We start from the raw sequence: 24,087 nt of genomic DNA on the forward strand, positions 1-24,087 counted from the left end.
AGTCGTAATCAGAAAATCTGAAATTTAACGCTTAAGCCTTAAGACTGAGGGTTTCCCGCTTATCTCCGGGGGTGAAAACATCAAAGGTAAAAAAACATAAGCAAAATATCTGCCATTGTTACTCAACCTCTGAGAATGTGACGGGTTATGTGAGTATAGATAGCGACGGGAGAGCGTTACGGGCAACTGACAGAAACAACGACGGGATCACATCGCACCGTGCTGGTGCACAAGCACGGTTTTGCACGCACGCTTACGCCTGGTGACATTTTTATTCTTTGCTTCTTGCGGCGGGTTGTTTTGTAATATGGGCAGATGATTGCAACGGGAAACTACTGAACAATGAAGAAATTATCCTGCCTGACGGCTGTGGTTCTGGCTCTGTCGTTAACTGGCTGCGCCAGCGATTATGTGATTAACACCAAATCCGGTGACCAGTTTTTCGCCCACGGCGAACCGGATCGTGACCGCAATACCGGCATGACCAGCTACACCGACATGAATGGCGATTATCATCTGATGAACACCAATGATATTGCGGGCATTGTGAAGAAGTAGGGTTACGGATGGGAATTGCATTTATCTCAAAACCTGGCCGACGACACGCATGGTCGGCTTAACAAAACAGTCATGCTATGTGGTGCACAAACGGCACGCAATATCACGACTGTTTTGAAAATCAGATTACTCAGTAATAAAACGTGAAACAGACGCAGCAAGATTTTGTGCCTGATCTCGCAGCGCATTGGCGGCAGCAGAAGACTCTTCCACCAGGGCCGCATTTTGTTGAGTCACGCTGTCCATTTCCACTATTGCCTGCCCTACCTGAGATATTCCCCTGTTCTGTTCATCCGATGCCTGAGTAATTTCATTCAGTATTTCGGTAACATTAGCCACTTTGGTCACTATGTCATGCATGGTAGTCCCCGCCTGTTCTACCAGATCTGACCCTGCATTAATTCGCTCTACCGATTCACCAATTAAACCTTCTATTTCTTTTGCAGCCTGAGCGCTTCTCTGCGCAAGGCTTCTCACTTCGCTTGCCACAACAGCAAATCCCCGCCCCTGTTCGCCAGCACGCGCCGCTTCAACAGCCGCATTGAGAGCCAGAATATTGGTCTGAAAAGCGATGCTATTAATTACCGTCGTAATCTCAGCAATTTTTGCTGAGCTTGCAGTAATTTCATTCATAGTTTTCACCACATGAGAGACGAGTTGCCCGCCTTTATTCGCCGTTTCTGAAGTACTGCCCGCCAGGCGGCTGGTATGATGAATATTGTCCACGTTCTGTTTAACCGTCGCAGTTAACTGCTCCATGCTCGCTGCCGTTTCTTCAAGCGCAGCAGCCTGTTCCTCAGTGCGTGCGGATAAATCATTATTACCTGCCGCAATTTCTGCGGAGGCATGGCTCACCTGCGTCACACCGGTACGAATATCCCCGATGATACGGCGGAGATCGGTGTTCATCTCATCTACAGCTTGCATCAGTTCTCCCAGTTCATCACGACGCGTGGTATTGAGATGGGCTCTTAAATCACCGCGCGCTATCTGTCTGGCGACGTCAAGCGTGTCAGCCAGAGGCTTCACAATTTGGCGGGAAATAATCAGTGCAATGCCAATACTTAATAAGACTGCTGCTACCAGGAGTGAAGTCATCCATATAACTGCATTTCTGATATCGTCATGCGCCGCGCTCAGCTCCGATTCAAATATATTGTCACTCAGGGTAGTCAGCTTGCCGCCTGCTTTCGCAAGCAACTGAGTCGCTTCCTGCTCAGCAATATAGGATTGGAGGTAGTTTCCGGCACTCGCCTTTTTGGCCGAGACCGAGCGTTCAATTTCTTCAAGTATGCTGACATCAGCCGGATTTAACTGGGATTTGACGGCATCCATTTGCTGAATCGATTCATCCATAAAACCTGTTAAAGCCTGAAGGGATTCCTCAGTATTCTCAAACTGGAGGAGTTTTACACGTGTCGCCACCCCATCAATGTGTCTGACGATATCCCCTAACGCGATCGCGGTGACAGCACGTGCGGGATCTCGTGCATAGGACTGAGCCAGACTGTTAATCTCAGATTCTTCGCGTGTCAGCACAAAACGACTGACAACAAGATCACGTTGTTGGGTCTCGCGGACCGTTTGAGCACGCTTGTCACGATACGTCTTCATGACCTCTGACATTTCATTAAGCATCTTCAGGTGCTCTGTATCCCAACGAAGCAACCTGAGACTTTCAATTTTTTTATCAACCTGCTGTAAGTTCACCTCATTCATTGTGATGTATTTTTCATCGTGCGTTTTCACATATTCCAGTCTTTCAGACTTCGCCATAGCAAACTGGTCAGTTATCACTTTAAGCTGGCTTATTTTCTCAGCTCGAATGGAAATATCATTCAGATTTTTAATACCACATAAAGCAACTGCAATACTCAGCAATAAGATAAGTCCGAAACCTAATGCTAATTTTTTCCCGACTTTTAGATTTTCAAAATATGACATAAATATTTTCATAGCGCATGGCTCTCCATTATTTTTATAAATACAATTGTATGTGAAGCACATGGGGTATCGGCAGGCTATAAAAATTAGTTAATAAAAAACTCAGTTTATTAAGTTACAAAAGTCAGTAATTTAACCGCTGTAAAACCTTATTCTTTGTATGAATACTTTTTTATTAATTACACCCTATTAATGGTGAGGTAATTCTCTATAAAAAAGCATTATTTTAATTTTCTGCTATTCTTAAATATTAAAGACGTTATCTGAACATACATCGCGCAGTATCAGCTTCCGACGCGAGGACATAAAAAAACCGGGCGGAAGCCCGGTTTTGGTTTGCAGCGAGAGCAAAAATTACAGCCCGTTTTCGGCAATATCCATCGCGAAGTACGTCAGGATAATATCTGCGCCCGCACGTTTAATCGCGCCCAGACTTTCACGTACGACGGCACGCTCATCAATAGCACCGGCTTGTGCAGCGAATTTGATCATCGCGTATTCACCGCTGACCTGATACGCCGCCAGTGGCAAACGGGAGGCTTCGCGGATATCGCGGATCACGTCCAGATACGCACCGGCCGGTTTCACCATCAGCGCATCGGCGCCTTCCTGCTCGTCCAGCAACGATTCACGCACGGCTTCGCGGCGGTTCATCGGGTTCATCTGATATTGCTTGCGGTTGCCTTTCAGTACACTGCCGCCCGCTTCGCGGAAAGGCCCGTACAGGGAAGATGCAAACTTGGTGGAATACGCCATGATTGAGGTATCGATAAATCCGGCTTCATCCAGCGCACTGCGGATGGCCTGCACCTGACCGTCCTGCGCGGCGGATGGCGCGATGAAATCTGCACCGGCGGCCGCCGCCACGACAGCCTGTTTACCGAGGTTGACCAGGGTTGCGTCGTTATCCACGCCGTGGTCGTGCAACACACCGCAATGGCCGTGTGAGGTGTATTCGCAGAAACAGGTGTCGGACATGACAATCATTTCGGGCACGGTGTCTTTACAGATACGCGCCATTCGCGCGACCAGACCGTTTTCGTTCCAGGTATCGCTGCCGGTGGCATCCATGTGATGCGAAATACCGAACGTCATGACAGAGCGGATACCGGCGCGGGCGTAACGTTCGATTTCAAATGCCAGGCGGGATTCAGGGATGCGCAACACACCCGGCATGGCTTCGATGGGTACGTATTCAGAGGTCTCTTCTTCTACGAAAATCGGCAGTACCAGATCGTTGACGCTAAATTCAGTTTCCTGAAAAAGAGTGCGCAGGGATTCGGACTGTCTCAGGCGGCGAAGGCGTGAGCTCGGGAACTGATTCGACATGAAAACTCCTAAAAATTAATCTGTTGTGCTGATATTTTTTAGAAACAGGAGCACAGACAGTTCAGACGGCAGGAGGCGATGCAGCGCCGTCAGACGATGAAGCCCGCATTTTATAATAACTTTTAAACAAATGATGAACTTTCCGTGAGGAGATGTAACAGAGGCCGCAATTTTGGAAAGGCGATCCCGGAACAGGGATCGCCTTAAGGAAGGATTTAACCGAGCTTGATCTCGCGATCTGCTGAGGCAATCGTAGACGGACGGTGGGCGATAAATATCCGCGTAATGTCCAGTTCGCTGATCGCCTGATTGATGCGCATTTCATTGTCCAGATCCAAATGGCTGGTGGCCTCGTCGAGGAACAGTATCGCCGGACGGCGGTACAGTGCGCGGGCAATCAGCAAACGCTGTTTCTGCCCCCCCGACAGGCTGCCGCCCAGTTCGCTGATCAGCGTTTCATAGCCCATCGGCATCCGTTCGATATCGTCATGGATGTTACAACGGCGGGCGCAATCAATAATACGCGCTTCATCTTTCTGCTCATCAAAGCTGGCAATGTTCTCGGCGATAGATCCGGCGAACAACGTGTCATCCTGTAACACACAGGCGATGCAACTGCGGTAATTGTTCAGTCCGGCGGTGGTGATATCCATACCGTTAATCAGAATGCGGCCTTCGGTGGGCGTCAGCAAACCGGTCATGATCTTCATCAGCGTGGTTTTACCCTGCCCCGACGGCCCGGTGATCGCCACACTTTCGCCCGCTGCCACCGACAGGTTCAGCCCGTTGATCAGCGGTGCGGAAAGGCTGTCGTACTGAAACACCAGATCCCGCACCTCCAGCGACGCTGCCTCGCCCGCCCGCAGCAGCTCACGTTCCGGCAGTGATTTCTCGGTGCCGGTCAGCGCGATATCCGCGATACGGTCGCGGTGCAGGGAAAGCATCCGCAGTTGCAACACCATATTCAGCAGACTGGCAGCACGTTCGGAGAACTGCCCGCGATAGGTGTTGAAGGCCACAAACATCCCGAGCGTCATATGGCCGTCAATCACCTGCGTCGCCCCCAGCCACAGCAGCGCGACCTGATCGAGCGTGGCGATCAGCGTGTTGCCGCCGGTAAACATCATCTCAAACTTAGTTTTGCGCACCGTCGCATTGGCGTTATCAATGTTCAGATTGAGCCAGAAATTGGCGCGAGCTTTCGATAAACCCAGTGCTTTCAGCGTGCTGATGCCGTAGAGCGTTTCCATAAAGTGCGAACCGGCACGCGCACCTTTAACGATTTGCTCCTCGGAAACCTGGCGGTAAGCGTTATACGTGGTCAGGCGGAAGATGACATAAATCGCCGTGAAGCCAAGAATCACCCAAATCAGCCAGCCGCCATACAGCACCATCATCACGATTAACCCGACCGACATAATGCCGTCGATAATACTGTTGACCACGTTGGTGGTCAGCGTGGTGCGCAGCGTATCGAGGGAAGTAAAACGCGACTGAATATCCCCGAGTTTGCGTTTCTCAAAATAATCGAGCGGCAGTTTCATCAGATGATCGAACAGCCGCGCTTTCCATTGCACATCAATCAGCGTACTCATCACCAGCGATGTCCAGGCGCGTAACATGCTGACGCCGGTGCGGAAAATGATGAAGAACAGTAAGCCAAGGCAAATCAGGGTCAGTAAATCCGGGTCTTTCGCCGGGATCACATGGTCCATCACCAGTTGCATGCCGACCGGCAGCAGCAGGTTGACCGATTCGATCATCAGCGAGAGGCAGAAGATTTTGGTCAGCGCCGGAATAAGGCCGCTGACGTTGCCCATCATTTTGCGCAGATCCAGCCGCACACGCGGTTTCTCGGAGGTAAAACCGTTGTCCGGCCACAGCTCGAGTGCCACGCCAGTGAAGTGCTCGGACACCTCGCGCATGCCAAGCGAACGGCGGCCAAAGGCCGGATCGTGAATAATCACTTTGCCCTGTTTAACGCCAACCAGCACCACGAAATGATTGAGATCCCAGTGCAAAATACACGGCGTTTTCAGCGCGTTCAGCTCATCGATATCCAGCTTTAATGCGCGGGATTTCATCTCATTCGCTGCCGCGATATCCATCAGCGTGCGCAGCGTCGCGCCCCGTGAAGATATGCCATAGCGCTGACGCAGGCTTTGCAAATCGACGTGTTTGCCGTGATAGCCAAAGACCATTGCCAGACTGGCCAGTCCGCACTCGGCGGCCTCGGTTTGAATAATCTGCGGCACCCGGTGGCGCCAGCTAAAGTGCAGGCGGTCAGCCAGCTCCCGTACGTTATCGAGATTCATTGATTGGCCCCACCACGCTTTTCTTCATGCTGTAATACGGAGACAACATCCACTGATACAGCGGCCTTTTCTCCAGGAATAACGTCGACTCGGCTTTCATGCCGCTGGATAAATTCAGCGTTTCGCCATGCCAGTTCATGGCTTTTTTATCCAGTGAAACAATCACTTTGTAATACGGCCCGCTGACCGTGCCATTGGCCGTTCTCGGCGCACTGGCGTAAGAATTCAGCTCCTGTTCGGAAACCGGCGCAGAGGAAATCGATTCCACCTTGCCGGGGAACTGACCATATTTTTCAAACGGATAGGCTTCGTACCGAATATTGATGTGCTCGCCAGCTTTCACGTACGGCACGCTTTCATTAGGCAGCCAGGCAACGAGAAAGAACGGGGAATTACTGGCAGGCACCAGTTGCGCGAGGCTGTCACCCGCATTAACCATCTGACCGGGCGTGACACTCAGCGAAGAGATTTTGCCGGAGGTCGGCGCGGTGATCAGCAAGGAACCTTTAGCATCGGCCTGCGCCAGCTGGCGTTCGAGGTCATTGCGCTGGTAGCCGTACTGTGAAATCTGGTTATCAAACTCGGCGGCGCGGGTGACCAGTTCGCTGCGCAGATTGGTGATTTGCAGCGCTTCCTGAATCGCCTGGGTGTTCAGGCTCTGGAACGATGTCTGCTGCTGGTAAAACAGGTAACGCTGATTATTCAACTGGTCAGTATTGATCAGGCCCTTCTTCTGATATGCCCCGTAGTTCTGCATGCTCTTTTTCATGGCATCCAGCCCTTCCTGCGCCGAATCCACCATGCTTTGTGAGACTTCATGCGCCTTCTGATATTGATCGAGTTGCTGTTGCAGGTTTTGCAGGGTTTCCTGCTTATTGTGTTCCAGCTGGGCAATAATGGAATCGATTTGCTCGCGCTGCTTTTTAATAGCAGCGAGCGTGGTGGTACTGACATTCCCCGCCTGCGTCACACGGCTGACGTCGATTTCATATAAAGGCTGGCCTTTTTTTACGGGTTTGCCGGTATCGACATACAATTTGGTGACCACGCCCTGCTCAGGGCTGAATAAATTAATGCTGTGCGGCTGAGTAATGATTTCACCGCTGACGTTGATGCGACGTGTGTAGTTAGCGAAGATCAGGAATATCAGTAAAGCAAACAGGAAGAGGGCCGTGAGTGTCGTGACAATCCATAAAGGCCAGCCAGCGAGCAATAAAGCCTTACCCGCCCAGTGACTTTGCTGATGTTCATTTACCTCTTTACGAAAGAGCATATTTAAGCGTTCCAGAAAAACCGGCTGTAAAAACAGAATCTTTGAAAGATAGCAGCACATAATCACGCTGCCACCGCGATTACTCTGAAACACCGGATGAAGTTATTACCACGCAGGGATAATTGCGCAGTAATATTAATTTCAATGTCTTATAAAAAATAACCACCTGACGTCTGGTTCGATTATTTTTTGCACATTGCATTAATTATTCAGATTTAAAAATATCTTAATAATGTTTTCAAACAATGAGTTACATATCTAAATCCACATAGGAGATTATTCCTAGTCAAATTCCGTCCGCAGTACTCTAGGCTTAATCCCTGTGAAGACATTGCGTAGAAATTATCTCTATAGACTTACTCAATGTTTTCATCGCCCCCGTTATTTAAGGGGACTTGCTTTAACAGATTAAAAGGAAGGCCTAAGATGAAACAATTAACAGAACATGATATTGAAATGGTTAATGGTGCGGGTTGGTCGGAAGATGTTAATAAGGTTGCCGATCGCCTATCAAACTTTGGTCAGGACACGGTGAGTGACACCAGTAATGCGGTGAACAAGGCGTATTCACAAATTTCCGATGGTCTTGCTAAAGCACAGAACTATCTGACAACCTAAGTTTATAAACAGCTTTTGTTGTACCGAAAGTTAATTTATAAGCAACTTAGTCAGAGTAATACAAGCCCCCGTTAATTTGGGGGCTTTTTTATTGGCAGTTTAAAACTGCAGAAATATCAGACGCCTGATTTAGTTTTATCGCTTTTCACCATGCTGTTTTTCAGCTTGCCGACAAGCTCACGGCGAAAATCACCGAGTTTAGGTTTATCGCCTTCCAGCCACGGCAGCGGACGGCAGAGTTCCATGGTTTTGATGCCCAGACGCGCAGTCAGCAAACCGGCACCGATGCCTTGTGCCGCACGGGCTGAAAGACGGGCAGCAAGGTCCTGTGACATCCAGTCCATGCCCACTTCACGCACCAGTTCGGATGCACCGGCGAATGCCATATTCAGCAGCACCAGACGGAACAAACGAATACGGCTGTAATAGCCAAGTTCGATGCCGTACAGCACCGCGATACGGTTAACCAGCCGCAGGTTGCGCCAGGCGATGAAGGCCATATCCACCAGCGCCAGCGGGCTGACAGCGATCATCAGAGCAGATTCGGCTGCTGAATGACTGATTTCACGCCGTGCCTGCGCATCGAGAACCGGCTGAACCAGACGGGCATACAGTTCAACCACTTCCCTGTCATTTTGGGTTTCATGCAGTGAGGCCTGCCAGCGTTGCAGCGCCGGATGGCTGTTATCCAGCCCGGCCTGCGCCGCCAGTTTTTCGCAGAATACACGTCCCTGCCCTAATCCATGACTGTGCATTAATTCGCGTGCCGTATTGCGCTCGTCGGCGCGCTGACGCAGGCGGTACAAGCGTCGCCATTCGGTCGCAACGGAACCGACACCGGCGACAATAATCAGCCCGCCTGCGGTGCAGGCACCAAGCGCCACCCAGTCCTGCTGGATCCACGCTTCGTGTACCCATTGCACGCCCTGCGCGACCACGCTGATGCCCAGCACCGCCACGCCGAGGCGCACAATTTTTCCCCACAAACTGCGACGCGGTTTCAGCGCACGGTTGAGCACCGCTTCCGCCTCGCCCTCTTCCTGCTGTTCATCCGTTTCAACGGAAACCGGAATAAAACGTTCTGACATTTGCTCATCAAACGCCAGCGCCGGTTTGATCACCGGATCGACCGGGGCCTTTAATTCCGTTTCAAAATCGATACGCGGTTTAATCGGTTCGCTCATCGCATTTTATCTCCCAGTAAAAACTCCATCACCGCATCCAGACGGATGTGCGGCAACGGGGTGTCCACGCTCATTTCACGCGGACGAAACTCATCAAAATGGAAGCCCTGTTTTTGCCAGAACGCATGACCCGGCAGACGTGCAGGCACTTCGCCGGGGAACACGGTCAGCGGCGCGCCATCCTGCAAACGGTGGCCTTTCAGCGCGGGCAGACTTTGCCCCTGATATTCCACCATGCCGGTTTCCGTCGCCTGCACCGAAGCCAGCCCGGCGCAATCCATACTGATGCCTTCGAACGCCGCATTCTGCCAGGCCTCCTGCACCAGTTGTTGTAACAGCGACACCAGATTAGCGTGCTGATCGCCGGTAATATGGTCGGCTTTAGTGGCGGCGAACATCAGTTTATCGATGCACGGATTAAACAGACGGCGGAACAGTGTGCGTTTACCGTAATGGAAACTTTGCATCAGCTGCGTCAGCGCGAGGCGCATATCGTTAAATGCCTGCGGCCCGCTGTTAAGCGGCTGCAGACAATCGACCAGCACAATCTGGCGGTCGAACTTCACGAAATGGTCTTTATAAAAACCTTTCACGATGTGCTGACAGTAATAGTCGAAACGTGCGCGCAGCATGCCGAGATTGCTGTTTTTATATGCCTGCGCCAGTTGCGCATCGGAATAGCGGTTCAGCTCCGGCCACGGGAAAAATTGCAGCGCAGGCGCACCGGCCATATCTCCCGGCAGAACAAAACGCCCCGGCTGGATAAAGTGCAAACCTTCGGTCTTGCAGCGCACCAGATAATCGGTGTAGGCCTGTGAAATTGTGCCCAGCAGATTTTCATCCGCCGGGGCCAGCGGATCACATTGTTCACACAGCGTCAGCCACGGCTTCGCCCATTCTGCACGATCGCCCTGCAACAGCCCCGCCATCTGGCGCGACCAGTCGAGATAGTTTTGCTCCAGCATCGGCAAATCCAGCAGCCATTCGCCGGGATAATCGACGATCTCCAGATATAACGTGGAGGTGTCTTTGAAGTGACGCAGCAGGGAATCGTTGGATCGGTAACGCAGTGCCAGACGGATTTCGCTGACGCCACGGGTCGGCGTGGGCCACGCAGGCGGCGTGCCGTAGAGTGACGCCAGCCCTTCGTCATAAGCAAATCGCGACACCCCCAGATCACGCTGGGGAACGCGTTTCACGCCAAGCAGACGCTCTTCGCGGGCAGCCGAAAACAGCGGTAAACGTGCGCCGCTGTGCATGTGTAAAAGCTGGTTAACGAAGGCGGTGATGAAAGCGGTTTTTCCGCTGCGGCTTAAACCGGTGACAGCCAGCCGCAGATGTCTGTCCATGCCGCGATTGATCAGTGAATTAAACTCATTTTGTAGTCTTTTCATTGCTCTCCCTGGCGTAGCGCCCAAACAGCGCGGTCAAAATACGTTTGAATAATGGTTCTAATAATAGTGCTAAAACATACCTCATTGGCCCTTTTCCCACCACGCCCAACACACGCGCTGCCAGCCCGGCAGGGCCAAAGGTCAGCGCCAGCGTAATGATCACGCTGAAAATTTTCGAAAACAGGCTGCGCTTACCCGGCAGCGAGGAATTCAGGTAACGGGTCATAAAGATTCCTTAAGCGGGAGATGAGAAGGAAAACAGCAGCCGGAGCAACGTCCGGCGGCCAGAGGCAAAGCGATGAATAAAGAATTAAAGCTGGCGGAACCGGCTACGCACCCCGAAGGTTTCAGAGGTGACATAGCGTTCGACCTGGCGTAAACGCTGCTCGCTGGCTTTCAGCTCGCGGTCGGCTTCTTCCAGCAAGTTACGCGGCGATGGCGCAGTTTCATCGTCATATTCACTGGCCGGTACCGGATCCAGCACGTAGCTGAGAATGATATACGCCAGGACGGTGAACATGAATAAACCAAAGAAAATCGACAGCACGGCCATAATCCGCAGCAATTTTACCGGCACGCCCAGATAGTGCGACAGCCCGGCCAGTACGCCTTTTATTACGCCCTCTTCCGGCACGCGGTAGAGTTTTTTCTCAGACAGACGGGTCGCCATTATGATTGCCTCCAGCCCGGATGTTCGGCATCAAGAATTTCTTCCAGTGCCTGAATACGTTCGCGCATACGTTGCGCTTCATGAGTCAGGCTGGTGAGATTTTGCATTTCATGCTGACTAAGCTGACTGCCATTTTGCTGGCGATTGCTGTAGTGAAGCCACAACCAGACGGGCGCCACGAATAAAACGAAAATAGTCAGCGGAATAGCTAAAAACAGGAAGCTCATTGTCTCTCCTTATGAGTCTTATTTATTACCGGTTACGGCGTTAATCCTGCAACAACCTGCCTGCGAACAGGCAGGTTTAATGGCAAACATTATGCGTCCTGATTGCCGTTCATTTTAGCTTTCAGCGCAGCAATTTGTGCGCTGATTTCATCGTCGGCTTTCAGTTCGGCAAATTGCTGATCCAGCGATTTCTTTTTACCAATGCTGACGCTTTCTGCTTCCGCTTCCATATGATCGATGCGGCGTTCGAACTGCTCGAAACGCGCCATCGCTTCATCAATTTTACCGCTGTCGAGCTGACGGCGGACGTCACGCGAGGACGCGGCGGCCTGATGACGTAAGGTCAGCGCCTGCTGACGCGCACGGGTTTCGGTCAGTTTGCTTTCCAGCTCACCAATTTCTGACTTCATGCGATCCAGCGTTTCTTCTACCACGTTCACTTCGTTTTTCAGCGTGGTCACCAGCTCAGACAGCTTTTGCTTTTCGATCAGCGCCGCACGCGCCAGATCGTCTTTATCTTTACGCAACGCCAGTTCGGCTTTGTCCTGCCATTCACTCTGCTGGGATTCACCCTGATCGATACGACGGATCAGTTGTTTCTTTTCTGCCAGCGCACGGGCGGAGGTAGAACGCAGTTCCACCAGCGTGTCTTCCATTTCCTGAATCATCAGACGAACCAGTTTTTGCGGATCTTCTGCTTTATCCAGCAAGGTGTTGATGTTGGCGTTAATGATGTCAGCGAAGCGAGAAAAAATACCCATAATCGAAATTCCTCTTTGTTTCTGTTGGTTTCCGGCCAAATGATTACCGGTTAAATCCGCAGGATAATTTTTCACTGCGGCGATAAACCTATATCAGGATCCGTGCCAACTTTTTAAAATCATTATCTGCATGAATAAATTGAATTTTTTACTTTTGTCTCTGCTATGCTTATTTTTCGAGATGATTATTTTCACTAAGTGTTAGTGTGTTTCACCACACAAGGAAAGCCAAATGACGGATAACACAGACAATTTACTCGGTGAAGCCAACGCCTTCATCGAAGTGCTGGAACAGGTCTCACAACTGGCGAAGCTGAATAAGCCGGTTCTGGTCACCGGCGAACGCGGCAGCGGAAAGGAACTGATTGCGCATCGTCTGCATTATCTGTCGCCCCGCTGGCAGGGGCCGTTCATTTCGCTCAACTGTGCGGCGCTCAATGAAAACCTGCTGGATTCCGAGTTGTTCGGCCATGAAGCCGGCGCGTTTACCGGCGCACAGAAACGTCATCTCGGACGCTTTGAACGTGCGGATGGCGGCACGTTATTTCTCGATGAGCTGGCGACAGCGCCCATGCTGGTGCAGGAAAAACTGCTGCGCGTGATTGAGTACGGTCATCTGGAGCGCGTCGGCGGCAGCCAGCCGTTACAGGTGGATGTCCGGCTGGTGTGTGCGACCAACGATGATTTACCGGTGCTGGCCGCTGAAGGAAAATTTCGCGCCGACCTGCTGGACCGGCTGGCGTTTGATGTGGTGCAACTGCCGCCGCTGCGTGAACGCCAGCAGGACATCATGTTGCTGGCGGAACATTTCGCCATTCAGATGTGCCGCGAACTGTCTCTCCCGTTATTCCCCGGCTTTACCGACTATGCGCGTCAGACGCTGATGGCCTACCGCTGGCCGGGCAATATCCGCGAGCTGAAAAACGTCGTCGAACGCTCGATGTACCGCCATGGTACCAGCGATTTTCCGCTCGATAATATTATCCTGAACCCGTTTGCGCAGCGCACTGCCACCGTGGAAACGGCTGACGTCAGTCCACACGACACGCTGCCGACGTTACCGCTGGATCTTAAGCAATGGGTGACCGGACAGGAAAAAAATCTGATTGAGCAGGCTTTACGGCAGGCACGCTTTAATCAGCGTAAAGCCGCAGAGTTGCTGAACGTGACTTATCATCAGTTGCGCGGAATGTTGAAGAAACACGCGATTCAGGTCAATTCGCAGGAAGGGGCTGAATAACAGGCAAAAAAAAGCCAGCACCCGAGCTGGCTAAGTAATACTGGACGCAATGTGAGCAATGTCGTACCTCGCGATTAACGTCCCTGGCGGGCCGCCTCTCGTCCGGTGAAAAGAATGATAATAGTTCTCAGTATCGTCTGTAAAGCACTTTGTTGAGAATATTTCTCATTACCACACTGATATTATGGCTACTTTATGAACACCTTAAGGTCACTAAGGACTACCATTCGGGGAACGGATCGGCCATGTTGACCCAGTGTTCGATGCCTTCTGCCATCTGCTCTTCGCTTAACAGACACGCATCCAGCTGCCGGATAATCTCTTCTTTATTCAGGTGCTGGCCGATAAACACCAGTTCCTGGCGCATATCGCCAAACGGCTCAACCCATTTCTCCATAATGTGTTCACGGGTCTCCTCGTCCTGCGGCCAGTCGCTTTCCGGCAGCGAACGCCAGAAAATACCCGCCATGCCATAGCGCGCTATGCCGCCCGCCTGACTCCACTGCCCGGCAAAGCGCGGACGCGACGCCAGCCAGAAAAAGCCTTTGGAACGCAGTAAGGTACCGCCCCCCCAGTCGCCGTGCACCACGCGGTAAAACTTATCCGGATCAAACGGCCTGCGGGCGGTGTAGACAAAACTGCTGATGCCGTACTCTTCGGTTTCCGGTGTGTGTTCACCGCGTAACTCTTTCAGCCAGCCCGGCGCCTGCTGTGCTTTGGCGAAATCAAACCGGTACGTATTAAGCACGGCTTCAAGCGGCAGGCTGCCGGGGGAAATCGGTATAATGTGCGCATCGGGATTGAGGCTTTTCAGTAGTGCAATCACTTCCCGCTGTTGCAGGCTGTCGAGAAGATCGGTTTTGCTCACCAGCAGCACGTTGCAGAATTCTATCTGGTCGATCAGCAAATCCGTCACGCTACGCGCATCGTCCTCGCCCAGACTTTCACCGGCCTCCTGCACACTGCGCGCTTCCTGATATTGCTGCATAAAGTTGACGCCATCGACCACGGTCACCAGCGTATCCAGTCGTGCGAACTGCGACAGACTTTCACCGTTTTCATCTTCGAAAGTGAAGGTTTCCGCCACCGGCAGCGGTTCTGAAATACCACTCGATTCAATCAGCAGATAATCAAAACGTCCGGCCTGTGCCAGCTCACGCACTGAAATCAGCAAATCTTCCCGCAGGGTACAGCAGATGCAACCGTTGCTCATTTCCACCAGTTTTTCCTGCTGACGGTCGAGCGTGATTTCACTGGCGACCAGTGCGGCGTCAATATTCACCTCGCTCATATCATTGACGATCACCGCCACGCGCAATCCCTGACGGTTGTTCAGAATGTGGTTGAGAACGGTAGTTTTACCTGCGCCAAGAAAACCGGACAGCACGGTAACAGGGAGTAAGGACATCATTAACCTCATATCTCAGGACAGTGCAGGAATACTTCGCCTGCGATTATTGTTATAATATAATATAACATAACAATAGCAATCCAATTTCAAGGGTTTTATTGATACATGCTCTTTTTTTGCCGGAAAACGAACGGTTTTTGCGCGAAGTGCCGCAGTCCCGCACGCTGATTTGCTCAATGGATTGGGGTACCTCGCAGAGTACGGTACACTTAAGCTATTGCACCTTAACTTTGAAGCCTTTATGCGTCGTCTAACTTTGTGGATGATTTTACTGAGTGGCTTGTCCACGACAGTTTTTGCTGAGACTGCTCCAACACACGCCAGCCCGCCAGTCGTCAGTGCGCCGGTGAAAGATATTCGCCAGAGCGGCTTTGTCTATTGTGTTAACGGCATGGTCAATACCTTTAACCCGCAGAAAGCCAGCAGCGGGCTGATCATTGATACGCTGGCCGCACAGTTATATGACCGCCTGCTGGATGTCGACCCTTATACCTATCGCCTGATCCCCGAACTGGCACAAAGCTGGGAAGTGCTGGATGATGGCGCAACCTACCGTTTCCATCTGCGCAAAGATGTGCCTTTCCAGAAAACCGGCTGGTTTTCACCGTCGCGCAAGATGAACGCCGACGATGTGGTGTTCAGCTTCCAGCGCATCATCGACCCGAATAATCACTACCACGCTGTAAACGGTGAAGAATATCCGTATTTCGACAGCCTGCAGTTTGCCCATGCGGTGAAAAGCATCAAAAAACTGGACGACTATACCGTTGAGTTTCGCCTCAATAATCCTGACGCTTCTTTTCTCTGGCATCTTGCCACGCATTACGCACCGGTGCTTTCGGCTGAATATGCCGCGAATCTCATCAAATCCGGCAACGAAGAAGAGATTGATCGCCAGCCGGTAGGCACCGGCCCGTTCCAGCTTGGTGAATACCGTACCGGGCAATATGTGCGGCTGGCGCGCAACGGACAGTACTGGAAAGGCACACCGCGTATGGCACAGGTGGTGATTGATATGGGCGTTGGCGGCACCGGGCGTTTGTCGAAATTGCTGACCGGTGAATGTGATGTGCTGGCGTATCCGGCGGCCAGTCAGCTGTCCATACTACGTGAGGATCCGCGCTTGCGTCTTTCCCTGCGCCCGGGGATGAACGTTGCCTACCTGGCTTTCAATACCAACAAAGCCCCGCTCAATGATCCGCGTATCCGTCAGGCGGTGGCGCTGTCGATCAACAATCAGCGCCTGATGCAGTCGATTTATTACGGCACCGCTGAAACCGCTGCGTCTATTTTGCCGCGTGCGTCCTGGGCTTATGACAGCAACGCGCAGGTAACGGAATACAATCCGGATAAAGCGAAGCAAATCCTGAAAGACCTCGGGCAGGAAAAGCTCAACCTGCATTTATGGGTGCCGACGGCGTCGCAGTCCTTTAACCCCAGCCCGCTGAAAACCGCCGAACTGATCCAGGCCGATTTGGGACAGGTAGGGATTAAAGTCACCATTGTCCCGGTCGAGGGACGTTTCCAGGAAGCCAAGCTGATGGAGATGAATCACGACCTGACGCTGTCTGGCTGGTCAACGGACAGTAATGACCCGGACAGTTTCTTCCGCCCCATGCTCAGTTGTGCAGCGATTCATTCGCAGACCAACTATGCTCACTGGTGTAACCCGGAATTTGATGAATTGCTGCGTCAGGGGCTGTTGTCACAGCAACTTTCCCAGCGTATTGAGTTTTATCAGCGGGCGCAAAAAATCCTTGAGCAGGAACTGCCGGTGTTGCCACTGGCGTCTTCCCTGCGTCTTCAGGCTTACCGTTACGACATCAAAGGGCTGGTACTGAGCCCGTTTGGCAACTCCTCGTTTGCCGGCGTCTTCCGTGATGATGAAAAAAGTCGTGATAATGAAGGAAGGAAAGTTCCATGATTATCTTTACGTTACGCCGCATTTTGCTGCTGCTGGTGACCCTGTTCTTCCTGAGCCTTGTGGCGTTCAGCCTGAGCTATTTCACGCCGAATGCGCCACTGCGCGGCGCGTCCTTGTGGGACGCCTACCGCTTCTATTTTGCGGGTCTTTGCCAGTTTGATTTCGGTGTGTCGAGTATCAACGGCGAAGGCATCTCTTATCAGTTGAAAGCGGTTTTCCCGGCCACGATGGAATTGTGCGTGCTGGCCTTTGCGCTGGCATTAGTCGTCGGGATCCCGCTGGGCATTCTGGCGGGAGTGATGCGTGGAAAATGGCCGGATGTCGCCATCAGCAGCATCGCCCTGCTCGGCTTTTCCATTCCGGTGTTCTGGCTGGCGGTACTGCTGATGCTGTTCTTCTCGCTGCAACTGGGCTGGCTGCCGGTTTCCGGTCGCCTGGATTTACTCTATCAGTTGAAAAGTGTCACCGGCCTGACGCTGGTTGATGCGTGGCTTTCTGATTCGCCATACCGCCATGAGATGATCATGAGCGCTATCCGCCATATGATTTTACCGATCGCCGCGCTGGCCGTGGCGCCGACGACCGAAGTGATCCGCCTGATGCGCATTTCCACCGACGATGTGCTGGAGAAAAACTATGTGAAAGCCGCCGCAACGCGCGGTTTATCACGCTTTACGATTATCCGTCGCCATGTATTACACAACGCGCTGCCGCCGATTATTCCCAAGCTCGGCCTGCAATTTTCGACCATGCTGACGCTGGCGATGATTACTGAGGTGGTCTTTAACTGGCCAGGCATCGGGCGATGGCTGATTAACGCTATCCGTCAGCAGGATTACGCGGCGATTTCAGCCGGTGTGATGGTCGTTGGCTCGCTGGTAATTGTGGTTAACGTGCTTTCAGACATTCTGGGCGCACTGATGAATCCATTGAAACATAAGGAATGGTATGCCCTTCGATAATGTATACCGCGAAAAACAGGTCCCGAGTCCTCTGCGCCATACGTGGGGGATTTTCTATCGCGACACACTGTCGATGATCGGTTTCTACGGCGTGCTCGGCTTGTTATTGCTGTGCATATTTGGCCATTTATTAGCGCCTTACGCGCTCGATCAACAATTCCTTGGTTATCAGTTGTTGCCGCCCTCCTGGTCGCGCTACGGCAATGTGTCGTTCTTCCTCGGCACCGACGATCTTGGCCGCGATTTACTCAGCCGGATGCTTACAGGCGCTGCGCCGACGATTGGCGGCGCACTGGTGATAACCCTCGCGGCGTCTTTATGTGGTGTGATCATCGGCGTACTGGCGGGGATCAGCCGTGGCCTGAAATCGGCCATTCTGAACCATATTTTCGATACGCTGCTGTCTATCCCTTCCCTGCTGCTGGCGATTGTCGTCGTCGCGTTTATCGGGCCGAAACTTGAGCATGCGATGCTGGCCGTCTGGCTGGCGCTGTTGCCACGCATTTCGCGCACGATTTACAGCGCCGTGCATGATGAGCTGGAAAAAGAGTATGTGGTCGCCGTACGACTCGATGGTGCCTCCACCTGGCAGATTCTGCGTTATGCCGTTCTGCCAAATATCGTTGCGGTGCTGGCAACGGAATTTACCCGCGCACTGTCGATGGCGATTCTGGATATCGCCGCGTTAGGCTTTCTGGATCTGGGCGCACAACTGCCGTCACCGGAATGGGGAGCCATGCTCGGCGATTCGCTGGAGCTGGTGTATGTCGCACCGTGGACCGTCATGCTGCCGGGTGCCGCCATTCTTATCAGCGTGTTGCTGATCAACCTGCTGGGTGACGGTGTGCGTCGGGCGATTAATGCGGGAGTGGAATAATGCCGTTACTCGATATCCGCAATCTGACCATTGAATTTATGACCGCCGATGGCCCGGTCAAAGCTGTGGATCGCGTCAGTATGACGCTCAACGCCGGGGAAATTCGCGGGCTGGTGGGCGAATCCGGTTCGGGTAAAAGCCTGATTGCCAAGGCGATTTGTGGCGTTACCAAAGACAACTGGCGCGTGACGGCGGACCGGATGCGCTTTGATAACATCGAGCTGTTGCAACTGACGCCACGCGAACGACGTAAACTGGTCGGGCAAAATGTGTCGATGATTTTTCAGGAGCCGCAGTCCTGTCTGGATCCTTCTGAAAGCATCGGCCGCCAGCTTATTCAGGCCATTCCCGGCTGGACCTACAAAGGCCGCTGGTATCAGCGCTGGAAGTGGCGCAAAAAACGCGCCATCGAGCTGCTGCACCGCGTCGGCATTAAAGATCACAAAGACGTTATGGCCAGTTATCCGTATGAACTGACCGAAGGCGAGTGCCAGAAAGTGATGATCGCCATCGCGCTGGCGAATCAGCCGCGTCTGCTGATTGCCGATGAACCGACTAACGCCATGGAGCCGACGACGCAGGCGCAGATTTTCCGCCTGCTGGCGCGACTCAACCAGAACAATAACACCACCATTTTATTGATCAGCCACGACCTGCAAATGATGAGCAAATGGGCGAACCGTATCAACGTGTTGTATTGCGGACAAACGGTTGAAAGCGCAGCGTGTGAAGAATTGCTGGCCACGCCGCATCATCCTTATACGCAGGCGCTCATCCGCGCGATGCCTGATTTCGGCCGCTCACTGCCACATAAAAGCCGTCTGAATACGCTGCCAGGTGCCATTCCTTCGCTGGAACATTTGCCGATTGGCTGCCGTCTGGGGCCACGCTGCCCTTACGCGCAGAAAAAATGCATCGAAACGCCGCGCCTGCGTCTGGCAAAAACACATGCTTACGCCTGCCACTTCCCGCTGAACATGGAGGAGCAATAATGGGCGAAACCCTGCTCGAAGTCCGTAATCTGAGCAAAACGTTCCGTTATCGCACCGGACTGTTCCGCAAGATGAATCTCGAGGCCGTGAAACCGGTCAGCTTTACCCTGCGCGAAAAACAAACGCTGGCGATTATTGGCGAGAACGGTTCAGGCAAATCGACGCTGGCTAAAATGCTTTCCGGCATGGTCGAGCCGAGCGACGGCGAAATTCTGATTGATGATCATCCGCTGACGTTTCGTGATTATCGTTTCCGCAGCCAGCAAATCCGCATGATTTTTCAGGACCCGAGCACCTCACTTAATCCACGTCAGCGTATCGGGCAGTTACTCGAAGCCCCCCTGCGACTGAACAGCGAAATGGATGCACAACAGCGCGAACAACGCATCAACCAGACATTGCGGCTGGTCGGCATGCTGCCCGATCACGCCAATTATTACCCGCATATGCTGGCGTCGGGTCAGAAGCAGCGCGTGGCACTGGCACGTGCACTTATCCTGCAACCCAAAGTGATAGTGGCTGATGAAGCGCTGGCGTCTCTGGATATGTCGATGCGTTCACAAATCATCAATATGATGCTCGAATTACAGGAAAAACAGGGCATCTCGTACATCTACGTGACGCAGCATCTGGGCATGATGAAACACATCAGCGATCAGGTACTGGTGATGCACGAAGGCGAGGTGGTGGAACGCGGAAATACGGCCGAAGTTCTGGCGGCACCGCTGCATGACCTCACCAAACGGTTGATTTCGAGTCACTTTGGCGAAGCGCTGACTGCTGATGCCTGGCGTCGTGACGGTAATTAACGCCCTTTCTGCATAATAAACGGGCAGATTCACCCCCTGAACGGTGTCAGGAAACTGATGCCGTTTTCTTTATTATGCAAATCCACCCTCTTCTATTCCTTTTCGATATGATTTATCGCTTAACATTATTTTATATCGGCAGCAGTATCGGCAACGATAGGGTCTGATAATTTGCCTGAGTAGCAGGCTTGAAGAAAGGACCCGTTCATGGAACAACAACGCAAGGCCGCGCACAGCGGCTGGTATCATGAAACACAATCCAGCCAATATGGTCATCTGCCGCTCGATCCGCACGCTGCGTTGGTACAGGATCGCTTTCTGCTGGGCCTTGATGCTCAACTTGACCCGACACTTCGCCAGTTACTTAACGACCGCCAGCGACTACTGAGAGCCTCCCGCGCCTGTTATGAGGTACTGTTTCCTGACAATCTGCAGGTTTCACGTACCGAAACATTATCCTTGTATGACCGTCTCTGTAGTGCGCTGACGGTGGCACAGGTCAGCGGCGTACAGACACTTTGTAGCCATTACGCTGCCCGTCTCGCCCCGCTTCCCAGCCCTGACGCCTCCCGTGAAAGTAACATCCGCCAGACCCACATTACCCAGTTCGCACGATTACTCGCAACCCAGCCAACGCTGATTACTGCACCGATGCTGCATCAGCTTTATGACGTGGGTTTCAGCACGCGCGATATCGTGACCTTTACGCAAGTGATTGGCTTTGTCAGCTATCAGGCACGCGTACTGGCGGTTCTGAATGGTTTACGTGGTCGCGCCGCCGCCGTATTGCCAGGATTTCCTTCGCCGGAAGGTTGCGGGCAGAAAGGGTTTTCACTGGCGATGTTGCAATGGACGTCGCGTTTACCTGAAGTGGTGCCGGAAAATGCCAGCCAGCATCAGCAGGATGTACTGGATTTAATCGCGCCAGATGCGCGTTCTTCCTCTTTCTATACATTGCTGGTGCATGACGCCGACGCGCTGAGCGAATTTTCTGCGGTATTTAATAATATTATGCAGGCAGGTGCGCAGCCGGTAGCCGCGTGGCGTGAACTGGCTGCCGTAGCCACGTCGCAGCTGAACGGTTGTCTGTATTGCGCCGGGATCCACGGACGTTTGTATCTTGAAGCGGGTGGGAATGAGCTGCTGATTAACGAATTATTCGCAGAAAATCACCGCGATGATGCCGTTGATACGCTGTCGAAAAATCTGCAAGACAAAAAAGAGATTGCTTTGCTGGAAACGGTAGTCGCCCTGACCCGTACCCCGGAACGTTTTGATGCACGCCAGCTGCATAGTTTGTCTGATGCAGGTTATACGGCAACACAATCTCTGGATATTCTGCTGACTGCGGCGCTGTTCAGCTGGTCAAACCGTCTGATTCAGACGCTGGGCGATACCCTGAATCAGTAGTTCTTCACCTGTTTACCTTCATTCTTTCTCCCCTCATTCCGGCAGGATATTCCCCTGCCGGTGATGCCAATTGTAAATACCTGCACCACCTAACCGGCATAAGTCGTATTAATCTTATTTTCAATCGAAAATTTAGTGTTAAAACGAGAAACGGATCACATTACACTGTGCGCCGTTCTGGTTGCGTCTTCAGCAGCAAACAAGCCATTCATAAACCACCATATAAAGCACAACACACCAGAGATATTCACTACATAATCACGCCAAATCAGACAAATAAACCACTTAAGTATTTCCCTGTAAAACAATGGCACTATAAGAGTAGTGATTACAATTCGTGCAACATATTCATATTGTCTATTTAGAAAACATAAACATTAATTCTGCATAACATTTCGAACATAGTTTAATCACGTCGGATAAGTTAAATGTAACAGCATATGTCAAACTCCTTGCCACATTTACGAAGATAGTGAACATTACTTGCCGTCATCCCATCTTATAACAATGCAAAGGGTGCTTATTTCGCGCCACTTATGCGTTTCCGCCACATACGGCCGGAAGGAATAAACAGAGGTACGAGTGTCAACTGCAAACAAAACACCAAACAATGAAAGCGTGAGTCTTAACGCCTTCAAACAGCCAAAAGCGTTTTACCTGATCTTCTCCATCGAATTGTGGGAACGTTTCGGTTACTACGGCCTGCAAGGGATCATGGCGGTTTACCTGGTCAAAATGCTTGGCCTGAGTGAAGCCGACTCCATCACCCTGTTCTCATCATTCAGTGCGCTGGTCTATGGCTTCGTCGCTATCGGCGGCTGGCTGGGCGATAAAGTGCTGGGTTCAAAACGCGTGATCGTGCTTGGCGCGATTGTGCTGGCGCTGGGTTATTCATTCGTTGCCTATTCCGGCCATGAAATTTTCTGGGTTTATCTGGGTATGGCGACTATCGCCGTCGGTAGCGGCTTGTTTAAAGCAAATCCATCCTCACTGCTTTCTACCTGCTACGAAAAAGATGACCCGCGTCTCGATGGCGCATTCACCATGTATTACATGTCGGTGAACATCGGTTCGTTCTTCTCCATGCTGGCAACACCATGGCTGGCCGCGAAGTACGGCTGGAGTGTCGCGTTCTCCCTGAGCGTTGTGGGTATGCTGATCACCATCGTGAACTTCCTGTTCTGCCGCAAATGGGTCAAACGTCAGGGGTCAAAACCAGACTTCGCGCCGCTGCAGTTCAAAAAACTGCTGATGGTGCTGGTCGGTGTTGTCGCGCTGGTGTTCCTGTCAAGCTGGTTACTGCATAACCAAACCATCGCACGTATGGTTCTGGGTGTGGTTTCCGTCGGTATCATTATTGTGTTTGCGAAAGAAACGTTCTCAATGAAAGGCATCGCCCGCCGGAAGATGATTGTGGCGTTCCTGCTGATGATGGAAGCGGTGGTGTTCTTCGTGCTGTACAGCCAGATGCCAACGTCGCTGAACTTCTTCGCTATCCACAACGTAGGCCACGATTTGCTGGGTATCAGCTTCCAGCCTGAGCAGTTCCAGGCGCTGAATCCATTCTGGATCATGGTTGCCAGCCCGGTTCTGGCGGCGGTCTACACCAAGGTCGGTGACCGTATGCCAATGCCGCACAAGTTTGCGATGGGTATGGTGCTGTGTTCCGGTGCGTTCCTGGTGTTGCCGTGGGGTGCGAGCCTGGCGAATGAGCAAGGCATTGTGTCAGTAAACTGGCTGGTACTGAGCTACGCGCTGCAGAGTATCGGCGAACTGATGATTTCCGGTCTGGGTCTGGCGATGGTTGCTCAACTGGTTCCGCAGCGTCTGATGGGCTTCATCATGGGTGCCTGGTTCCTGACCACCGCAGCCGCTGCAATTATCGCGGGTTACGTGGCCAATCTGACTGCCGTGCCTGCTGACATTGATGACGCGCATGCTTCACTGGCAATTTATAGCCACGTGTTCCTGCAGATTGGTATTGCAACGGCTGTGATTGCTGTGCTGATGCTGGTCACTGCATCTAAACTGCACCGCATGACGCTGGATCGTGAAACTGATGAGAAACAACCTGAACTGGCTTCTGCTCAGTAAACGCGCAAGCGTCTGATGAGGGCTGACGAACGCCTCCTCCGGGAGGCGCTTAATAAGATGGTCACCCCCACCCTGTGAGCGGTACGCTGACAGGG

The 24,087-nt window shown here is 52.2% G+C and carries 21 protein-coding genes; 10 read left to right on the forward strand and 11 right to left on the reverse strand.

Features of this window, described 5'->3' with window-relative positions; genetic code table 11:
• Positions 1-342: 342 nt before the first annotated feature.
• The gene (locus tag EX31_RS15630) at positions 343-558 is read left to right on the forward strand and encodes a YgdI/YgdR family lipoprotein (RefSeq protein ID WP_013576036.1); all 216 of its coding nucleotides are present in this window, start codon (positions 343-345) and stop codon (positions 556-558) included.
• A gap of 126 nt (positions 559-684) precedes the next feature.
• Here EX31_RS15630 and EX31_RS15635 read toward each other — a convergent pair whose 3' ends face one another.
• The 4 genes from EX31_RS15635 to EX31_RS15650 form a co-directional block, all read right to left on the reverse strand.
• Complete coding sequence (locus EX31_RS15635; RefSeq protein WP_037035541.1) at positions 685-2,514, reverse strand: methyl-accepting chemotaxis protein; 1,830 nt, start codon at positions 2,512-2,514, stop codon at positions 685-687.
• A 342-nt stretch (positions 2,515-2,856) separates the two neighbouring features.
• Complete coding sequence (gene hemB, locus EX31_RS15640) at positions 2,857-3,831, reverse strand: porphobilinogen synthase (protein WP_013576038.1); 975 nt, start codon at positions 3,829-3,831, stop codon at positions 2,857-2,859.
• Between the two features lie 215 nt (positions 3,832-4,046).
• Positions 4,047-6,146 carry a peptidase domain-containing ABC transporter gene (locus tag EX31_RS15645; protein ID WP_037035542.1) on the reverse strand — a complete coding sequence of 700 codons (2,100 nt, stop codon included), beginning with the start codon at positions 6,144-6,146 and terminating at the stop codon, positions 4,047-4,049.
• Entirely contained in the window at positions 6,133-7,419 is a 1,287-nt protein-coding gene (locus tag EX31_RS15650) for an HlyD family secretion protein (protein ID WP_037035553.1), read from the reverse strand. The genes EX31_RS15645 and EX31_RS15650 overlap by 14 nt, the downstream gene beginning before the upstream one ends.
• A gap of 426 nt (positions 7,420-7,845) precedes the next feature.
• Between EX31_RS15650 and EX31_RS15655 the strand changes: the two genes are divergently transcribed.
• Complete coding sequence (locus EX31_RS15655) at positions 7,846-8,037, forward strand: hypothetical protein (protein WP_037035543.1); 192 nt, start codon at positions 7,846-7,848, stop codon at positions 8,035-8,037.
• Between the two features lie 116 nt (positions 8,038-8,153).
• Here the strand turns inward: EX31_RS15655 and EX31_RS15660 are convergent, their stop codons facing one another.
• The 6 genes from EX31_RS15660 to pspA form a co-directional block, all read right to left on the reverse strand.
• Positions 8,154-9,221, reverse strand: coding sequence for a YcjF family protein (locus EX31_RS15660; protein ID WP_037035545.1), 1,068 nt, complete (start codon positions 9,219-9,221; stop codon positions 8,154-8,156).
• On the reverse strand, positions 9,218-10,615 hold the full coding sequence (locus EX31_RS15665; RefSeq protein ID WP_037035546.1) for a YcjX family GTP-binding protein: 1,398 nt from the start codon (positions 10,613-10,615) through the stop codon (positions 9,218-9,220). The genes EX31_RS15660 and EX31_RS15665 overlap by 4 nt, the downstream gene beginning before the upstream one ends.
• The gene (locus EX31_RS15670) at positions 10,596-10,841 is read right to left on the reverse strand and encodes a phage shock protein PspD (RefSeq protein WP_037035548.1); all 246 of its coding nucleotides are present in this window, start codon (positions 10,839-10,841) and stop codon (positions 10,596-10,598) included. Before EX31_RS15670 ends, EX31_RS15665 begins: the two co-directional genes overlap by 20 nt.
• Before the next feature lie 84 nt (positions 10,842-10,925).
• Entirely contained in the window at positions 10,926-11,285 is a 360-nt protein-coding gene (pspC, locus tag EX31_RS15675; protein ID WP_037035549.1) for an envelope stress response membrane protein PspC, read from the reverse strand.
• On the reverse strand, positions 11,285-11,512 hold the full coding sequence (pspB, locus tag EX31_RS15680) for an envelope stress response membrane protein PspB (RefSeq protein ID WP_013576050.1): 228 nt from the start codon (positions 11,510-11,512) through the stop codon (positions 11,285-11,287). The genes pspC and pspB overlap by 1 nt, the downstream gene beginning before the upstream one ends.
• A gap of 89 nt (positions 11,513-11,601) precedes the next feature.
• Positions 11,602-12,273, reverse strand: coding sequence for a phage shock protein PspA (gene pspA / locus EX31_RS15685; RefSeq protein ID WP_013576051.1), 672 nt, complete (start codon positions 12,271-12,273; stop codon positions 11,602-11,604).
• Between the two features lie 232 nt (positions 12,274-12,505).
• Here pspA and pspF point away from each other — a divergent pair, with 232 nt between their 5' ends.
• The gene (gene pspF / locus EX31_RS15690) at positions 12,506-13,513 is read left to right on the forward strand and encodes a phage shock protein operon transcriptional activator (RefSeq protein ID WP_013576052.1); all 1,008 of its coding nucleotides are present in this window, start codon (positions 12,506-12,508) and stop codon (positions 13,511-13,513) included.
• A gap of 220 nt (positions 13,514-13,733) precedes the next feature.
• On the opposite strand, the gene zigA is transcribed toward pspF, so the two are convergent.
• The gene (zigA, locus tag EX31_RS15695) at positions 13,734-14,921 is read right to left on the reverse strand and encodes a zinc metallochaperone GTPase ZigA (protein WP_037035554.1); all 1,188 of its coding nucleotides are present in this window, start codon (positions 14,919-14,921) and stop codon (positions 13,734-13,736) included.
• Positions 14,922-15,165: 244 nt separating this feature from the next.
• Between zigA and sapA the strand changes: the two genes are divergently transcribed.
• From sapA to dtpA, 7 genes are all read left to right on the forward strand, one after another.
• Positions 15,166-16,848 (forward strand): ABC transporter substrate-binding protein SapA, encoded by a 1,683-nt coding sequence (gene sapA, locus EX31_RS15700; RefSeq protein WP_037035550.1) that lies wholly within the window; start codon positions 15,166-15,168, stop codon positions 16,846-16,848.
• On the forward strand, positions 16,845-17,810 hold the full coding sequence (gene sapB / locus EX31_RS15705) for a putrescine export ABC transporter permease SapB (RefSeq protein WP_037035551.1): 966 nt from the start codon (positions 16,845-16,847) through the stop codon (positions 17,808-17,810). The genes sapA and sapB overlap by 4 nt, the downstream gene beginning before the upstream one ends.
• Positions 17,797-18,687 carry a putrescine export ABC transporter permease SapC gene (gene sapC, locus EX31_RS15710; RefSeq protein WP_013576056.1) on the forward strand — a complete coding sequence of 297 codons (891 nt, stop codon included), beginning with the start codon at positions 17,797-17,799 and terminating at the stop codon, positions 18,685-18,687. The genes sapB and sapC overlap by 14 nt, the downstream gene beginning before the upstream one ends.
• Entirely contained in the window at positions 18,687-19,679 is a 993-nt protein-coding gene (gene sapD, locus EX31_RS15715) for a putrescine export ABC transporter ATP-binding protein SapD (RefSeq protein WP_013576057.1), read from the forward strand. The genes sapC and sapD overlap by 1 nt, the downstream gene beginning before the upstream one ends.
• Positions 19,679-20,488, forward strand: coding sequence for a putrescine export ABC transporter ATP-binding protein SapF (sapF, locus tag EX31_RS15720; protein ID WP_013576058.1), 810 nt, complete (start codon positions 19,679-19,681; stop codon positions 20,486-20,488). The genes sapD and sapF overlap by 1 nt, the downstream gene beginning before the upstream one ends.
• A 207-nt stretch (positions 20,489-20,695) precedes the next feature.
• Positions 20,696-21,898, forward strand: a complete 1,203-nt coding sequence (locus tag EX31_RS15725; protein ID WP_037035552.1) for a CMD domain-containing protein — start codon at positions 20,696-20,698, stop codon at positions 21,896-21,898.
• Positions 21,899-22,480: 582 nt separating this feature from the next.
• The gene (dtpA, locus tag EX31_RS15730) at positions 22,481-23,992 is read left to right on the forward strand and encodes a dipeptide/tripeptide permease DtpA (protein WP_013576060.1); all 1,512 of its coding nucleotides are present in this window, start codon (positions 22,481-22,483) and stop codon (positions 23,990-23,992) included.
• The last annotated feature ends 95 nt before the right edge of the window (positions 23,993-24,087 follow it).

Origin of the sequence: Rahnella sp. WP5, assembly GCF_000745615.1 — a bacterium.
Lineage (GTDB): Bacteria > Pseudomonadota > Gammaproteobacteria > Enterobacterales > Enterobacteriaceae > Rahnella > Rahnella aceris.

What these genes read in the sequence shown, in the direction of transcription:
- EX31_RS15630 (WP_013576036.1), top strand. Translation starts at nt 343, where the DNA reads ATGAAGAAATTATCCTGCCTGACGGCTGTGGTTCTGGCTCTGTCGTTA.
- EX31_RS15635 (WP_037035541.1), bottom strand. Translation starts at nt 2,514, where the DNA reads ATGAAAATATTTATGTCATATTTTGAAAATCTAAAAGTCGGGAAAAAA.
- hemB (WP_013576038.1), bottom strand. Translation starts at nt 3,831, where the DNA reads ATGTCGAATCAGTTCCCGAGCTCACGCCTTCGCCGCCTGAGACAGTCC.
- EX31_RS15645 (WP_037035542.1), bottom strand. Translation starts at nt 6,146, where the DNA reads ATGAATCTCGATAACGTACGGGAGCTGGCTGACCGCCTGCACTTTAGC.
- EX31_RS15650 (WP_037035553.1), bottom strand. Translation starts at nt 7,419, where the DNA reads ATGCTCTTTCGTAAAGAGGTAAATGAACATCAGCAAAGTCACTGGGCG.
- EX31_RS15655 (WP_037035543.1), top strand. Translation starts at nt 7,846, where the DNA reads ATGAAACAATTAACAGAACATGATATTGAAATGGTTAATGGTGCGGGT.
- EX31_RS15660 (WP_037035545.1), bottom strand. Translation starts at nt 9,221, where the DNA reads ATGAGCGAACCGATTAAACCGCGTATCGATTTTGAAACGGAATTAAAG.
- EX31_RS15665 (WP_037035546.1), bottom strand. Translation starts at nt 10,615, where the DNA reads ATGAAAAGACTACAAAATGAGTTTAATTCACTGATCAATCGCGGCATG.
- EX31_RS15670 (WP_037035548.1), bottom strand. Translation starts at nt 10,841, where the DNA reads ATGACCCGTTACCTGAATTCCTCGCTGCCGGGTAAGCGCAGCCTGTTT.
- pspC (WP_037035549.1), bottom strand. Translation starts at nt 11,285, where the DNA reads ATGGCGACCCGTCTGTCTGAGAAAAAACTCTACCGCGTGCCGGAAGAG.
- pspB (WP_013576050.1), bottom strand. Translation starts at nt 11,512, where the DNA reads ATGAGCTTCCTGTTTTTAGCTATTCCGCTGACTATTTTCGTTTTATTC.
- pspA (WP_013576051.1), bottom strand. Translation starts at nt 12,273, where the DNA reads ATGGGTATTTTTTCTCGCTTCGCTGACATCATTAACGCCAACATCAAC.
- pspF (WP_013576052.1), top strand. Translation starts at nt 12,506, where the DNA reads ATGACGGATAACACAGACAATTTACTCGGTGAAGCCAACGCCTTCATC.
- zigA (WP_037035554.1), bottom strand. Translation starts at nt 14,921, where the DNA reads ATGTCCTTACTCCCTGTTACCGTGCTGTCCGGTTTTCTTGGCGCAGGT.
- sapA (WP_037035550.1), top strand. Translation starts at nt 15,166, where the DNA reads ATGCGTCGTCTAACTTTGTGGATGATTTTACTGAGTGGCTTGTCCACG.
- sapB (WP_037035551.1), top strand. Translation starts at nt 16,845, where the DNA reads ATGATTATCTTTACGTTACGCCGCATTTTGCTGCTGCTGGTGACCCTG.
- sapC (WP_013576056.1), top strand. Translation starts at nt 17,797, where the DNA reads ATGCCCTTCGATAATGTATACCGCGAAAAACAGGTCCCGAGTCCTCTG.
- sapD (WP_013576057.1), top strand. Translation starts at nt 18,687, where the DNA reads ATGCCGTTACTCGATATCCGCAATCTGACCATTGAATTTATGACCGCC.
- sapF (WP_013576058.1), top strand. Translation starts at nt 19,679, where the DNA reads ATGGGCGAAACCCTGCTCGAAGTCCGTAATCTGAGCAAAACGTTCCGT.
- EX31_RS15725 (WP_037035552.1), top strand. Translation starts at nt 20,696, where the DNA reads ATGGAACAACAACGCAAGGCCGCGCACAGCGGCTGGTATCATGAAACA.